This window comes from Roseomonas sp. AR75, assembly GCF_005222815.1.
Classification (GTDB): domain Bacteria; phylum Pseudomonadota; class Alphaproteobacteria; order Acetobacterales; family Acetobacteraceae; genus Falsiroseomonas.
In genome coordinates, this window is sequence record NZ_STGB01000005.1 from 548,817 (window position 1) to 562,212 (window position 13,396).

Annotated in this window: 14 protein-coding genes; 7 read left to right on the forward strand and 7 right to left on the reverse strand. The window is 71.3% G+C overall.

The genetic code is table 11. From position 1 onward, the window contains the following. Positions 1-107 precede the first annotated feature (107 nt). A complete protein-coding gene (locus E4T13_RS22120) occupies positions 108-1,124 on the forward strand; it encodes an MlaD family protein (protein ID WP_137180512.1) in 1,017 nt (338 codons plus the stop codon). Between the two features lie 143 nt (positions 1,125-1,267). After that, complete coding sequence (locus E4T13_RS22125) at positions 1,268-1,876, forward strand: ABC-type transport auxiliary lipoprotein family protein (protein WP_170985152.1); 609 nt, start codon at positions 1,268-1,270, stop codon at positions 1,874-1,876. Here E4T13_RS22125 and E4T13_RS22130 read toward each other — a convergent pair. The 5 genes from E4T13_RS22130 to E4T13_RS22150 all read right to left on the reverse strand — a co-directional run bounded on the left by E4T13_RS22130 (position 1,833) and on the right by E4T13_RS22150 (position 5,376). Then, positions 1,833-2,072: a DUF2783 domain-containing protein gene (locus tag E4T13_RS22130; RefSeq protein WP_137180514.1), complete on the reverse strand. Its 240-nt coding sequence runs from the start codon at positions 2,070-2,072 to the stop codon at positions 1,833-1,835. The two genes, E4T13_RS22125 and E4T13_RS22130, sit on opposite strands and share 44 nt — an antisense overlap. Next, the gene (locus tag E4T13_RS22135; protein ID WP_137180515.1) at positions 2,069-3,697 is read right to left on the reverse strand and encodes an FAD-dependent oxidoreductase; all 1,629 of its coding nucleotides are present in this window, start codon (positions 3,695-3,697) and stop codon (positions 2,069-2,071) included. Before E4T13_RS22135 ends, E4T13_RS22130 begins: the two co-directional genes overlap by 4 nt. Before the next feature lie 54 nt (positions 3,698-3,751). Further along, the gene (locus tag E4T13_RS22140) at positions 3,752-4,072 is read right to left on the reverse strand and encodes a type II toxin-antitoxin system RelE/ParE family toxin (protein ID WP_137180516.1); all 321 of its coding nucleotides are present in this window, start codon (positions 4,070-4,072) and stop codon (positions 3,752-3,754) included. Further along, positions 4,059-4,304: a type II toxin-antitoxin system ParD family antitoxin gene (locus E4T13_RS22145; RefSeq protein ID WP_137180517.1), complete on the reverse strand. Its 246-nt coding sequence runs from the start codon at positions 4,302-4,304 to the stop codon at positions 4,059-4,061. The genes E4T13_RS22140 and E4T13_RS22145 overlap by 14 nt, the downstream gene beginning before the upstream one ends. A 91-nt stretch (positions 4,305-4,395) precedes the next feature. Then, positions 4,396-5,376 carry an MBL fold metallo-hydrolase gene (locus E4T13_RS22150; RefSeq protein WP_137180518.1) on the reverse strand — a complete coding sequence of 327 codons (981 nt, stop codon included), beginning with the start codon at positions 5,374-5,376 and terminating at the stop codon, positions 4,396-4,398. A 223-nt stretch (positions 5,377-5,599) separates the two neighbouring features. Here E4T13_RS22150 and E4T13_RS22155 point away from each other — a divergent pair, with 223 nt between their 5' ends. From E4T13_RS22155 to E4T13_RS22165, 3 genes are all read left to right on the forward strand, one after another. After that, entirely contained in the window at positions 5,600-6,340 is a 741-nt protein-coding gene (locus tag E4T13_RS22155) for a Crp/Fnr family transcriptional regulator (protein WP_137180519.1), read from the forward strand. Between the two features lie 69 nt (positions 6,341-6,409). Further along, on the forward strand, positions 6,410-7,015 hold the full coding sequence (locus tag E4T13_RS22160) for a hypothetical protein (protein ID WP_137180520.1): 606 nt from the start codon (positions 6,410-6,412) through the stop codon (positions 7,013-7,015). 89 nt (positions 7,016-7,104) lie between these two features. Then, entirely contained in the window at positions 7,105-7,983 is an 879-nt protein-coding gene (locus E4T13_RS22165) for a hypothetical protein (protein ID WP_137180521.1), read from the forward strand. A 114-nt stretch (positions 7,984-8,097) separates the two neighbouring features. On the opposite strand, the gene E4T13_RS22170 is transcribed toward E4T13_RS22165, so the two are convergent. Further along, the gene (locus E4T13_RS22170) at positions 8,098-10,068 is read right to left on the reverse strand and encodes a BTAD domain-containing putative transcriptional regulator (protein WP_137180522.1); all 1,971 of its coding nucleotides are present in this window, start codon (positions 10,066-10,068) and stop codon (positions 8,098-8,100) included. A gap of 159 nt (positions 10,069-10,227) precedes the next feature. On the opposite strand from E4T13_RS22170, the gene E4T13_RS22175 reads away from it, so the two are divergent. Next, positions 10,228-10,485, forward strand: a complete 258-nt coding sequence (locus tag E4T13_RS22175) for a DUF1127 domain-containing protein (RefSeq protein ID WP_137180523.1) — start codon at positions 10,228-10,230, stop codon at positions 10,483-10,485. A 79-nt stretch (positions 10,486-10,564) separates the two neighbouring features. Here E4T13_RS22175 and E4T13_RS22180 read toward each other — a convergent pair whose 3' ends face one another. Further along, positions 10,565-12,874: a xanthine dehydrogenase family protein molybdopterin-binding subunit gene (locus E4T13_RS22180; protein ID WP_137180524.1), complete on the reverse strand. Its 2,310-nt coding sequence runs from the start codon at positions 12,872-12,874 to the stop codon at positions 10,565-10,567. 119 nt (positions 12,875-12,993) lie between these two features. Between E4T13_RS22180 and E4T13_RS22185 the strand changes: the two genes are divergently transcribed. Beyond that, positions 12,994-13,392, forward strand: a complete 399-nt coding sequence (locus tag E4T13_RS22185) for a hypothetical protein (RefSeq protein ID WP_137180525.1) — start codon at positions 12,994-12,996, stop codon at positions 13,390-13,392. The last annotated feature ends 4 nt before the right edge of the window (positions 13,393-13,396 follow it).

Genomic DNA, 13,396 nt, shown 5'->3' on the forward strand with positions numbered 1-13,396 from the left:
AAGCTGCCGGAGGCCGCGAATGCGGCCCGCCGGTGGTCCGGCGAGCCAAGCGCCAGAGGCGCGCCGGCGCCTGAGGGCGACGTGCACCGGCACGTCGCGATACACAGATGAAATCCAGCACCCTCTATCTCCGCGTCGGCGCGCTGGTGGTGGTGGGCGCGCTGCTCGCCGTCGGCTTCGTGTTCTTCCTGGCCGGCAACCGCAACGCCGGCCCGACCGTCACCTTCGAGACCTATTCGCGCGAATCCGTGCAGGGCCTGGATGTCGGCGCGCCCGTGCGCTACCGCGGCGTGGCGGTGGGGCGCGTCTCGGAGATCGGGCTCGTCTCCGCGGAATACCGGCGGCCGGAGGGCACGCCCTATACCGAAGCCTTCCGCCTGGTCTTCGTGCGCTTCGTGGTGGACACCAACCGCGTGGGCGAGACGCCGCGGCCGGAGGAGGCGATCCGCCTCGGCCTGCGCGCGCGCATCACCGCGCAGGGCATCACCGGCGTGAACTATGTCGAGCTCGATTTCGTGGACCCGGCCCGCTTCCCCGCGCAGCCGGTGCCCTGGACGCCGCGCTATCCCGTGGTGCCCTCCATCCCCTCCACGGTGGAGCAGGTGCGCAGCGCGGCGGAGACGCTGATGCAGCGCCTGTCGGAAGTGCCGCTCGACCAGATCATGAGCAACCTGAACGAATTGCTGGCGGCGCTGCGGCAGCAGGCCGCGGGCGGCGACGCGGCGACCATCCTGAACGAGACGGCGCGCACCGCCGAACTGCTGCGCAAGGCCGTGCAGGATGGCGACATCGCGCAGACGCTCGCCGACCTGCGCGGGGCTGCCGACGCCGCCCGCGAGCTGCTGGCCGGGAACGAGCTGCGCGAAGCCGTGACGAACATCAGCGCGACCGCGGCCGAGCTGCGGCGCGCCGCCGCGGCGCTGCCGGGCACGCTCGCCGGGCTGGACCGCACGCTGCGCACGGTGCGGGACACAACGCAGGACGTGCAGGCCGACCTGCTGCCGATCCTGGAGAACCTCCGCTCGGTCACCAGCAACCTGCGCGCGACGACGCAGCAACTGCGGAACTCCCCCTCCCAGACGCTGTTCGGAGCACCACCCCCGCCACCGGAGCGCCGCCGATGATTCTTGATCGTTTTGGCGTGCGAAGCGCCAAGGCGCTTCGCCCTCAATCGCCGGCGCGCGCCTCCGCGCGCTTGGCTTCGCCGCACTCGCGGCGGGCCGCATCCGCGGCCTCGGCCAGCCTTGCTGGCCGCCAGCATGCGTCCGTGCCGGCTGCCGGGCGGCGCCTGCTGATCGCCGCGCCGCTGCTGCTCGGCGCGTGTTCGGTCCTGAACCAGCCGAACATCCCGATCATGCGCTACGCACTCAGCCCGCGCCGGCCGGATACGCGCCAGGCGCCGCGCGGCGCGGGCGTGCTGCAGCTGCGCGGCATCCGCGGGGCGGCCGGCGTGCAGGATGTCGGGCTGCGCACGCTGCAGCCGGATGGCGCGATCCGGCTCGCGCCCTACGACGAATGGATCGCGCCGCCGGGCGAGCTGACGGAGGCTGCGCTGCGCGCCTGGCTTTCCGCTTCCGGCCTGTTCTCCGCGGTGGTCTCGCCGGGCAGCCGGGCCGATGCGACGCTGGTGCTGGAGGGCGAGCTGACCTCGCTGGAAGCCGTTCCCTATGCGAGCGAGGCGCGGGCGGGTCTCGCGGGCGTGCTGCTGCTCGACCGCGGCGGCACGACGCGCGTGCTGATGACCTTCAACGTCACGGGCAGCGCGCCGCTGGCGGCAGACGCCGATGAGCCGACCAAGGCGGCGGCGATGCAGGCGGCGCTGGGCCAGGCTTTCACCCGGCTTGAGGATGCGATGGTGAGCGGCCTGCGCCGCTGACCGGCGCGCCGGCATCCTTCGCCGCGGCGATCGCGGCGCGCAGCACGGCCATGTCGCCGACCTCGTTGGCCAGGATCAGCACGAGCCGCGCATCCAGGCGGCGCGATTCCTCCGCGCTGAGGTCGCGATGCGCCTCTACCAGCAGTTGGAAGAAGCCATCGGGATCGGCGATGCGGGGCGCGCCGTGCAGCGTCATGCCGGAACCTCCGCCGTGTTGCGCATCAGCGCACGGTCGAGCGCGGCGCGGATCGCCGCGGGATCGGGCGCGGCGAAGCGCGCCGCCACATGCTGGTCCGGGCGCAGCAGCACCGCGCCGCCGCGCGGCGCGGCGAAGCGCGCCGCGGCGAGGCCCGCATGGTCGAACAGCGCGCCGGGCGTTTCCTCCGCCGTGACGAAGATGGCGGCGACGCCCTGCGGCAGCGCCGCGATCAGCGCGGCATCCGGCGGGCCGAAGACCAGCAGCCGGAACCCGTCGCCGAGATGGCGCAGCAGCCATTCCGGTCGCCCCGCCTGCAGCACGGGCGCGTCGGGCGCCGGCGCGCCCGGTCCGGCGCCGCCGTCCCATCCCGCCGGGCCGTTCAGGGGACTCTCCGCATAGGTCGCAGGGCGCGAGAGCCGGCCGGAATTGACCAGCGGCCGCGCGAATGCGTGCCGCGCGGCGAGTTCCAGCACCGCGTCGCGATAGCCGCGCGCCGCTTCCGATTTCGGGGTGATGAAATCGGTGCTGCGCGTGGAGTTCAGGATGTTCTCGTCATTCGCCGGCACGCGCTCGGCATCGTAGCTGTCGAGCAGCGCCTCCGGCGCGCGGCCCGCCAGCACGGCGGCGAGCTTCCAGGCGAGGTTGTCGGCATCCTGCACGCCGGCATTGCCGCCGCGCGCGCCGAAGGGACTGACCTGGTGCGCGGCGTCGCCGGCGAAGAGCACGCGCCCGTGGCGGAAGCGTTCGATGCGGCGGCAGCGGAAGGTGTAGACGCTGACCCATTCCAGCTCGAAGGGCACATCCGGGCCGAGCATCGCCTGCACGCGCGCGATCACCTTCTCCGGCTGCTTCTCCGCTTCCGGGTCGGCGTCCCAGCCGAGCTGGAAGTCGATGCGCCAGACATCGTCGGGCTGCTTGTGCAGCAGCACGGATTGCCCGGGATGGAAGGGCGGGTCGAACCAGAACCAGCGTTCCGTGGGGAAGGCCATGTCGCCCTTGATGACGACATCGGCGATCAGGAAGCGGTCCCGGAACACCTGGCCGGTGAAGGGCAGGCCCATGCTGTCGCGGATGAAGCTGCGCGCGCCGTCGCAGGCCAGCAGCCAGTCGGCATGCAGCGCGTAGCCGCCATCCGGCGTGTCCACGATGACGGCGGCGCCGCTCTCGTCGGGCACCACGCGGCTGATGCGGTGCTTCCAGCGGATCTCGACGCCGGCGGCGCGGCAGGCCTCCACCAGCCATTCCTCGGCGTAGTACTGCTGCAGGTTCACGAAGGCGGGGTATTCGTGGCCCTGCTCCGGCAGCAGGTCGAAATGATAGGCCTCGCGGTCGCCGTGGAAGACACGGCCGGTCTTCCAGGTGATGCCCTTCTCCGTGAAGCGCGCACCGATGCCGAGACGCCCGAAGATCTCCAGCGTGCGCTTGGCGAAGCAGATGGCGCGGGAGCCGAAGGAGACGGTGTCGTCCTCGTCCAGCACCGTCACCGCCACGCCGTGGCGAGCAAGGTCGAGCGCCAGCGTCAGCCCGACCAGCCCGGCGCCGGCGATGACGACCGGACGATGCTCCGCGCCATGCGGCGTGGGCGCGGCGGGGTAGCGCGGGTTTGCGTAGGTGGAGGGCATGGTGAAGAAGGCTATCGCGGCCGACCGGGCGGCAGCAATCGAGGGTGTGCGTCCCTACAGGTCGGCCGCCTTCAGGATGGACAGCCAGTCCTGCCGGGTCCCGAGCAGACGCAGGATGACGACGCGCCCCCTGGACAGCGCATAGACCATCAGGTGGCTGTCATGGACATGGATGCGCACGGGCGGGCTGAACTCATGCCGCTCCCGCGCGAGGCCGGGCATGCCGGCGATCGTCTCGAACAGGCGGACGAGGGTGTCCACCTGTTCGTCCGCCTGCGCGATGGACCATGTTTCCGCCGAGTAGCGCCAGATGTCCTCGAGATCGGCAAGCGCGCGCGGCGAGAGCCGATACGCCGCCACCCTATCGGATGACATGCTTCTCCCGCATGCGGAGCTTGAACGCCCGAGCGTCCAAGGGTCGCGGCGTGCCGCTCTCAACGCCTTCCGTGATGGCGGCCTGCAGCGCGGCGACGGCCTGCTTCCGCTCCTGGTCCTTGCGGATGAGGTCGCGGATGTAGTCGCTGGCATTGCCGTAGCGGCCGCTTTCGGCCTGGCGCTCGACCCAGGCCTTCATCGCCTCGGGCAGCGAGACATTCATCGTGGCCATGGGCGGCTCCTGTCGTGCCGACCATAGTCGGCGATGACAGCATCTGTCAAATATGATGGCAAATCTTGCCAAGCCGCAAGCGGTCTGCCGGTCAGCCCCGCACCTCCGCGCTCTTCATCGGCGCGCCCTGTTCCAGCGCCTTCCACATCTCCACGTCGCGCTCCGCGGTCCAGATGCGCGGGTGGTCCAGGCCCTTCGCCTCGTCGAAGGCGCGCGTGACGTTGAAGGGCATGCAGTGCTCGAAGATCACCCAGCTTCCGTATCTCGGCCGCATGAAGCCCATCGCGTCGTCGTAGATGTCCTTCAGTTCCCAGCCCTTCGCCACGCCCTGCCGCACGCGGCCGAACAGATCGCTGGTGAAGGCGCGGGTGCCCGCGATAGCCTCGGCGCAGTCGGCCTTGGTCAGCAGTGCGCGGCCGCGGCCCGGCACCATCTTCTCCGGCCCGAGTTCGCTGATCGCATCCAGCGTCGCCGGCCAGTCGGCGAAATGCGCGTCGCCGCAATAGGGCGTTGCGCCGAACTCCACCGTGTCGCCGGCGAACAGCACCTTCTCCTTCGGACACCACACCACCGTGTCGCCCGCGGTGTGGCTGCGGCCGATATGGATGACCTGCGCCTCCATGTCGCCGAGCCACAGCGTCATGCAGCCTTCGAAGGTATGGGTCGGCCAGGTGAGGCCCGGGATCGTCTCCTTGCCGCGGAACAGGCGCGGGAAGCGGCCGATCTCGCTGTCCATGTCCTGCTGCCCGCGCTCCACGATCAGCTCGCGCGTGGCGTCCGAGGCGATGACGACAGGCTTCCCATAGCCGGAGACACCCAGCACACGCACCGCGTGGTAGTGGCTCAGCACCACCTGCGTCACCGGCTTGTCCGTCACGCCGCGCACGCGCGCGATCACGTCCTGCGCCATGGCGGGCGTCGCCTGCGCGTCCACCACGACGACGCCATCCGGCCCGACCAGCACGCCGGAATTGGGGTCGCCCTCCGCCGTGTAGGCGTAGAGGCCAGGCCCCAGCTCGTCGAAGGAAACAACCTTGTCCGCAAGATCATGCGTCGAGGCAAAACCAGACATCGCGATTCTTCCCTGATCTCACGCCACCCTGCCATGTCGCCAGCGCGGGGCAAGCTGGCGCAGCCAAGCCATTGATCTGCGAGGCTTGCGCATCAACTACGGGGAGAGTTTCATGAGTTTAAGCAAAATCGCATTCCATTGATCGGGCGCAGGCGCTAGCTTGCCTGTGTCGGAAGGCTTCCCGCGGCGGCGGGTCCGGCGAGGTTGGGGAACACAAGCGATCATGACGCGCAGCACAACGACCCTGACGCCGCTGCCCGGCGCCTGCGCCGCGTGCGCCGTACGCCCTTTCGCCTTGTTCCGGGTGATACCGCAGGCGCGCGTCGGCGAGATCGCGAAGGTGCGCTCCGGCGTCCGCCTGGTTCGCGCCGGCGAGGCGATCCGCGACGGCATCTTCACCCTTTACGCCGGCTGGGCCTTCTCCTGGACGGCGACGCCGGATGGTCGCCGCCAGATCCTGGACTTCCACCTGCCCGGCGACCTGGTCGAACGCACCGAGGACGGGGCCGAGGTCGAGGCGCTGACCGATGCCTCCTTCTGCATCCTGGCGCGCGACCGGCTCTGCGATTTCATGGGCCGCGACCCGGGCCTTGCGCTGTCCTACGCGGAGGGACTGAGCCGCGACCGCGCCCGCCTGCGCGAAAGGCTCACCAGCCTTGGCCGGCGCGACGCGGTGGGGCGCGTGGCGCATCTGCTGCTGGAGATCCACACCCGTATCCAGCGTCGGGGCGGCGGCGATGCCCGCGGCGCGCCGGTGCCGCTGAAGCAGGCGCATCTGGCCGATGCGCTGGGACTTTCGGTGGAGCACGCCAATCGGGCGCTGGCGGTGCTGCGCAAGGATGGCGTGGCGACGCTGGCCAAGGGCCGGCTCGACATCCTCGACCGCGGCGCGCTGGAGGAGGTGGCCGGCTGGGACGGCCCCGCCACGACGGAGCCGCTGGTGCCACGCAGCATCGCGGGCTGACGGGAATCGCCACACTCCCGCGGTTGCGGTAGCCTTGCGGCGGTTCAGCCCGGGGTGAAACGCCGCCAGATGCCGCCGCGCCGTGTCCTGCTCGCGCTCCTCGCTTGGCTGGCGCCGGCCCTGCCGGCGCTGGCGCAGGTGGACCCTTCCTTCAACCTGGTGAACCGCAGCGGGCAGCCGATCCGGGAGATCTATGTCTCGCCGGTCGCGCAGCAGACCTGGGGCCATGACCTGCTCGGCCAGACCGTGCTGCCCGATGGCCGCGCCTTCGCGGTGCGCCTGGCGCCCGGTGCGGGCTGCCGACAGGACATCCGCGTGGTCTATGCGAATGGCCAGCCGGAGGAACGCCGCAACCAGGACACCTGCCGCATCACGCAGATGGTCTTCGGCAGCAGCCCGCCGCCGCAATCCGGCGCGACGCAGGACGGCAACCCCTCATTCAACCTGGTGAATCACGGCAGCCAGGCGATGCGGGAGGTCTATGTCTCCTCCGTCCGCGAACAGGATTGGGGGCGGCAGCGCCTGCCGCGCACCATGAACCCGGGCGAGCACCTGGCGGTTCGGCTGGTTTCGGGCGACTGCGTGAACGACATCCGCGTGGTCTGGATGGATGGGCGCAGCGAGGAACGGCGCGCCCAGGACACCTGCCGCATCGTCAACATGGTGTTCCGCTGAGCGCAGGCAGCCGCTACCGCGGGCCGACACGGCACCTGATCGTCCCCGGCCTGGCGAAGGCCGGTACCAGCTTCCTGTTCGAGAACCTGATGCGCCGGCCGGACCTGTTCGCCAGCACCGGCACGAAGGAGGTGAACTTCTTCGGCCAGGTGAAGCTGCGCGGCCGGTCCTCCTACCTGTCGCGCTTCCCGGCGGAGGATCACCGCAAGATCCTGCTGGATGCCTCGCCCTCCTACATCCAGAACCGCGACGACGCGGCGGAGCGCATCCGGGAGGTGCTGGCCGGCGATGCCGTGACCATCGCGATCCTGGTGCGCGATCCCCTGGAAACCTTCTTCTCGCACTACCTGCACGAGCTGAAATCCACCATCGGCCGGCCGAGCTGGCGGCGCCAGGAACGGCCGCGCAGCTTCTCGCTGGACGATCCGGCGGTGATGGCTCGCTACCTGCGCCCGCGCGCGCCGGCGGTCGCCGGCTTCAAGCGGGTGTTCGGCGCGGATTGCCACGGCTGGCACATGGGCGCGCTGTTCGACGGCAGGCTGCGGGCAGAGCTTGGCGCGGTGCTGGGGGCGGAGCTCGGGCCGTTCGACGGCACGCAGGTGATCAACCGCGGCGGCTTCGTGCCCGGCTATCTCTATGGCGGCGCGCAGGGCCTGCATTTCGAGCAGGATGGCGCCCGCTATCGCGTGCCGCCGCGCGCGCTGGTCTTCGTGGCGGAGGAACGCAGCGAGATCCAGGCCTATGCGACGCCGGAAGAAGCCGCCGCCTTCCTGCGGCTCGGCGAGTCCTTCACGCGCGACCTCGTGCTGCAAGGCGACGCGCTGCGGCCCCTGCTGGACGATCACCGCGCGGTCTGCGAGGCGCTCGGCCTGGCGCCGCTGCGACAGTCGTTGCAAGACGTCGTGCGACTTTCCGCGCCGCCCGCCCGGCTCCCTCCGCGCATCCTCTGCCGCCTGCAGCTGATCTGACAGCGCGCGGCGCCGGGTTCGTCTCGCCACGTCCAAGCGCGATGAAACGGGTCCAGTCCCTGTCTTGTCGCGCTTTCCGAGTCGCCGGGCGATTCCGCTCGCTTTGAGAACGTCCTAACCCTCCGGCAGCCCGGCAAGCCGCCAGCCCTCGACCATGCGCGCAAAGGCGGCGCGCCCGCGGGAAGGGTGGCTGCGGCGCATCAGCGCGATCGAGGCGTGCGGATTGGCCGCCAGAAGCTTCGCCACCGCTGCGCGCGCGGTCGGCATGTCGCCGCCGAGTGCCGCGGAATAGGCCATGATGCGATAGGCCCAGGTGACTTTCGGATGGCGGCTGAGCACCGCCTGCAGGCGCCGCACGGCCTCGGCGTAGTCGCCCCGATGCGACAGCGCCGAGGCGATGCCGATGCGCAGGTTGAAGGCCAGCGGATCGAGCGGGCTGAGCGCGAGCGAGCGCTCGAAGCGCGGGATCGCGGCGTCCGGCACCTCCTCGTAGATGGCGAGCCAGGCATAGCGCGCCCAGGCCCAGGCATTGTTCGGATCGAGCGCGAGGGCAGTCTCAATGAGGGCGCCCGCGCGCGGCAGGTCGCCGAGGCACTGGCTGATCGCCGCGCCGACCGCCGCGAGCGCGATCGGATCGTCGGCGATCAACCCCGCTGCGGTCTCAACTGCCTCGCGCGCGGCCTCGCGGCTCGCCTCGGGGTCGGTCGACCAGAGATAGACGACGTCCTGCGAGTGGCACCAGGCGCTCAGCGCATGCGCGCGCCCGTAGCGCGGATCGGCCGCCAGCGCGGCGCCCAGCAGCGCGATCGCCTCGGCATTGTCGGCCGCCTCGTGGCTCCAGATGCGCGGATAGGCGCGCAGCAGCAGGTCGTGCGCCTGCAGGCTCCCGGTCGGCTTGCGCGCGGCGATCGCGATCTCGGCATTGCGCACGGCGGGCTGGATCGCGCCGGCGACCTGGGCCGCGATGCGATCCTGGAAGTCGAAGACGTCGGTCGCCGCGCCCTCATAGCGGTCGGACCAGAGCTGCGCGCGCGTCGCGGCGTCCACCAGCTGCACCGAGATGCGCAGCCGGTCGCCGCCGCGCCGCACCGTGCCCTCGACAACATAGCTGACGCCGAGCTCGCGCCCCACCTCGCGCACATCGACGAAGCGGCCCTTGTAGGTGAAGGCGGATTGCCGCGCGATGACGAAGAATTCCCGCACGCGGGACAGCGCGCCGGTGATCTCCTCCACGACGCCATCCACGAAATACTCGTCGGCCGCGCCGCTGAGGTTGTCGAAGGGCATGACGATGATCCCAGGCTGCGCCTGGTCGCGCGCCGGCGCGGCCGGCGGCGCGGCGGGCGGCGGAGCCACAGGCGCCGAGCGGCCGAGCGCGCCTTCGCGCAGCGCCAGCGTTTCCGCCTCCGGCTCCGCCTGCAATTCGCGCCGCAGCACCTCGCGGCAGAGGTCGAACTGGCGCAGCGCGGCATTGGCGCGGCCCGCGCCGAGCCACAGGCGCATCAGCGCGCGATGCGCCTCCTCGGCCGCCGGATCGCCGGCGAGCAGCCGCTGCGCCAGTGCCTCGCAGGCGGAGCCTGCTTCCGGCGTGGCGGCGCCGGCGAGACGTGCGAGGCGTTCGACCAGCAGCAGCGCGTCGCGCCGCAGCGCCTGGCGATGCGGCGCGATCCAGGCATCGAGCGGCTCGGGCAACGCAATCCCGTCGAGCAGGTCGCCCTGGTAGAGCGTTGCCGCCACGGCGAGCGCACCAGGCGAGCCCGCGACGGAGACCGCCTCGAATTGGCGGGCATCCACCGCCTCCGCCGACGCGATGAGGCGCACGGTCTCGAGGTTGCTTTCGATGCGGATGGCGGGATCGGTCTCGGGGAAGGCGCCGCGAAGGGCGGTGAGCGCCTGGCGAAGGCTGCTGCGTGCCTGGGCCTCGGCGCGGTCGGGCCAGAACAGGCCACACAGCGCCTCGCGCCGCAACCCGCGCGGGGCGAGCGCGAGCGCGGCCAGGATCAGCGCCGTCTTGCGGGTCGGCAGGTGCAGCGGCTCGCCCGAGGCGGCGCGCAGTTCGAGACCGCCGAGAATGCGGATCCGCACGTCGCCTCCGCCGCGTCCTGCCGCATCCTAGAGGGATCGCGGGCGATTTCACGCTGATTTCACGCGCCCCGCGCCGTCACGGCCGGCGGTTTCACGCCCGCTCGCACATCGGTTGAACGGCGCGGCCGCAGGCTGCCTCCCGCACCAAGGAGAGCAGCGATGACGCCGATCCTGTCCCCCGCCACCTCCACCCTGGCACGCGGAGCGACGCCGCCCGGCTGGCTGCACGCCATGTTGCGCCGCCCGGCCCTGGCGCTGCGCAACCGGCTGAGGGAGTGGCGCGCAACGATGGCGACGGACGCCGCCCTCGCTGCGCTCGATGACGCGCAGCGGGCGGATATCGGTGCCTCGGCGCGGAGTCAGGCGCCGACCGAGGTGGACGGCGCGATGATGCGCCGGCTGATGGCGCTGCGGTAAGGGCGCGTGCGGTTTCGACCCCCCGGGGGGCCGGCGCCCCCCGGACCCCCGCGGACGCCATGCGCCCCGCTTCGGGCGGCTACGCCGCCCGCAGCGCCTTCCACACGCTCTCGGGCGTCGCCGGCATGTCCACGACCTTGCCCCCGAGCGCATCGACCAGCGCGTTGATCACCGCCGGCGGCGAGCCCACGGCGCCCGCCTCGCCCGCGCCCTTCACGCCGAGCGGGTTGGTCTCGCAGGTCACCTCGATCAGGTCCACGTCGATGTCCGGCAGGTCCTCGGCGCGCGGCAGGGCGTAGTCCATGAAGCTGGCGGAGAGGAGCTGGCCGCTGCCCTGGTCATAGGCGGTGCGCTCCATCAGCGCCTGGCCGACGCCCTGGGCCACGCCGCCATGCACCTGGCCGCGCACGATCAGCGGGTTCAGCGCATGGCCGACATCGTCCACCACGATGTAGCGCGGCACGGTGACGACGCCGGTCTCGGCATCGACCTCCACCTCGGCCATGTGGCAGCCATTGGGGAAGGTGTGGCTGTCGATCTTCGCCGTCTCCATCGTGTCGAGGATGATGGCGGATTGGCCGGCCGCCACGCGCTTCCGCTGCGCCGCGGCGAGGTCGAGGATGCCGATGCCGCGGTCGGTGCCGACCACGCCGAAGCGGCCGTCCTTGGCAACGAACTCGATGTCGCCGATCGCGGCTTCCAGGTTCTCGGCCGCGGCCTGCTTGCCCTTCTCGATGACGGAGGCGGTGGTGACGAGGATCGCCTGGCCTTCGGAATAGAGGCTGCGCGCGCCGCCGGTGCCGCCGCCATCGGGGAGCGTCTCGGAATCGCCCTGCTTCACGCGGATCTTGTCGATGGGGATGCCAAGCTCGTGGCTGGTGAGCATGGCATAGGCCGTCTCATGGCCCTGGCCGGTGGATTGCGTGCCGACATAGACATCCACCATGCCGTCCTCGGCGAAGACGACCTTGGCGTTCTCCGTCGGGCCGCCGCCGGTGGCTTCCAGGTAGTAGGCCATGCCGATGCCGCGCTTCCTGCCGCGCTTCGCAGCGTCCGCGCGCCGCGCCTCGAAGCCGGCCCAGTCCATCTTCTTCAGCGCGGCGTCCAGAAGCTGCGCGAAGTCGCCGCTGTCGTAGCGCTGCCCCATCGCGGAGACGTAGGGCATGGCCGATTGCGGCACCATGTTGCGCTTGCGGATCTCGACGCGGTCGATCTTCAGCTCGCGCGCGGCGGTGTCGATCAGGCGCTCGACCAGGTAGTTGGATTCCGGCCGGCCGGCGCCGCGATAGGCATCCACCGGCACGGTGTTGGTCAGCACGCCGAGGACATTGGCGTGGATCGCCTCGAAGCCATAGACGCTGGCCAGCACCTTGGTGCCGGCGCCGGTGGGGATGAAGGGCGCGTAGTTGGAGAGATAGGCGCCCATGTTCGCCCAGTTCTTCGTGCGCAGCGCGAGGAACTTTCCGTTCGCGTCCACCGCCAGCTCGCCCAGCGTGATGTTGTCGCGCCCATGCGTGTCCGACAGGAAGGCTTCCGTGCGCTCGGACGCCCACTTCACGGGGCGGCCGACCTGCTTCGCGGCGAAGGCCACCATGACATGCTCGGCATAGAGAAACAGCTTCATGCCGAAGCCGCCGCCGACATCGGGCGTCAGGACGTGGATCTTCTCCTGCGGGATCTTCAGCACGATGTCCGCCAGCATGTTGCGCACCTGCCAGGAGCCCTGGGTGTTGGTGTGCAGGGTCAGGCGGTCGCCCTCCCACGCCGCCACCGCGGCACGGGCCTCCATGGAGGCGACGACGACACGGTTGTTCACCACCGTCAGGCGCGTGACATGCGCGGCACGCGCGAAGGCGGCATCGGTCTTCGCCTTGTCGCCGGCTTCCCAGTCGAAGCAGATGTTGCTCTTCGCCTCCGGCCAGACCAGCGCGGCGCCGGCCTCATGCGCGGTGGCGAGGTCGGTGGAGGCGGGCAGCACCTCGTATTCCGCCATGATCGCCTCGGCGCCGTCGCGCGCGGCCTGCAACGTCTCGCCCACCACGAAGGCGACGGGGTCGCCGACATGGCGCACCGTGTCGGTGGCCAGCGCCAGGCGCGGGGTGTTGGTGCGCGGCGTCCCGTCCCGGCTCTTCAGCGGGATCATGCAGGGCAGCTCGCCGAGGCCGGCGGCCTTCATGTCGGCCCCGGTGATCACCGCCAGCACGCCGGGGGTGGCCTTCGCTGCCGCCACATCCAGCGATTCGATGCGGGCATGGGCGTGCGGGCTGCGCAGCACCACGCCGAAGGCCTGGCCGGGCATGGAGATGTCGTCGGTGTAGCGGCCCCTGCCGGTCAGCAGCCGGGGATCCTCGACGCGCCGCACCGACTGGCTCAATCCGAACTTCGCCATCTGGCTTCCCTTCCCCCGCTATGTCCGTCCCGCATCATCTGACGGCTTCGGGCGGTTCGTGAAGGGGGCAACCGCCGGGCAAGGCCCGCGTTCACGCGCCGGCGATCAAGGAGAGCGACATGCGAGGCATCCGTGCCGCCCTGGCGGTGGGGCTGCTGGCCTATGGCCCGGCCCTGGCGCAGCCGCAGGCGATGGCGGCGGCCGCCCGCGCCCTGCAGGCGGCGGAAAGCGAGTTGCGCGACACGCTGCGCCGGATGGACGAGGGCAGCCTGGGCGATTCGATGGGGGTTTCACGCCTGCGTCAGGCGCTGAACGAGGTGGAGCGCGCCATGCTGCGGATGCCCGCCGAGTCCCGCCAGGGCGCGCCCTGGCAGACGGCGGTGAAGGAGGTGACCGAGGCGATGGAGACGCTGCGCGCCGACCAGGTGGACCCCTCGGCGGCCCGCGACGCCGCCGGGGAGGCGCTGGGCACGCTGCCGGCCCTGCGCGGGGCGGAGACGGGGAGCGAAGGCGGGTAGGGGC

What these genes read in the sequence shown, in the direction of transcription:
- E4T13_RS22120 (WP_137180512.1), top strand. Translation starts at nt 108, where the DNA reads ATGAAATCCAGCACCCTCTATCTCCGCGTCGGCGCGCTGGTGGTGGTG.
- E4T13_RS22130 (WP_137180514.1), bottom strand. Translation starts at nt 2,072, where the DNA reads ATGACGCTGCACGGCGCGCCCCGCATCGCCGATCCCGATGGCTTCTTC.
- E4T13_RS22135 (WP_137180515.1), bottom strand. Translation starts at nt 3,697, where the DNA reads ATGCCCTCCACCTACGCAAACCCGCGCTACCCCGCCGCGCCCACGCCG.
- E4T13_RS22140 (WP_137180516.1), bottom strand. Translation starts at nt 4,072, where the DNA reads ATGTCATCCGATAGGGTGGCGGCGTATCGGCTCTCGCCGCGCGCGCTT.
- E4T13_RS22145 (WP_137180517.1), bottom strand. Translation starts at nt 4,304, where the DNA reads ATGGCCACGATGAATGTCTCGCTGCCCGAGGCGATGAAGGCCTGGGTC.
- E4T13_RS22150 (WP_137180518.1), bottom strand. Translation starts at nt 5,376, where the DNA reads ATGTCTGGTTTTGCCTCGACGCATGATCTTGCGGACAAGGTTGTTTCC.
- E4T13_RS22155 (WP_137180519.1), top strand. Translation starts at nt 5,600, where the DNA reads ATGACGCGCAGCACAACGACCCTGACGCCGCTGCCCGGCGCCTGCGCC.
- E4T13_RS22160 (WP_137180520.1), top strand. Translation starts at nt 6,410, where the DNA reads ATGCCGCCGCGCCGTGTCCTGCTCGCGCTCCTCGCTTGGCTGGCGCCG.
- E4T13_RS22165 (WP_137180521.1), top strand. Translation starts at nt 7,105, where the DNA reads ATGCGCCGGCCGGACCTGTTCGCCAGCACCGGCACGAAGGAGGTGAAC.
- E4T13_RS22175 (WP_137180523.1), top strand. Translation starts at nt 10,228, where the DNA reads ATGACGCCGATCCTGTCCCCCGCCACCTCCACCCTGGCACGCGGAGCG.
- E4T13_RS22180 (WP_137180524.1), bottom strand. Translation starts at nt 12,874, where the DNA reads ATGGCGAAGTTCGGATTGAGCCAGTCGGTGCGGCGCGTCGAGGATCCC.
- E4T13_RS22185 (WP_137180525.1), top strand. Translation starts at nt 12,994, where the DNA reads ATGCGAGGCATCCGTGCCGCCCTGGCGGTGGGGCTGCTGGCCTATGGC.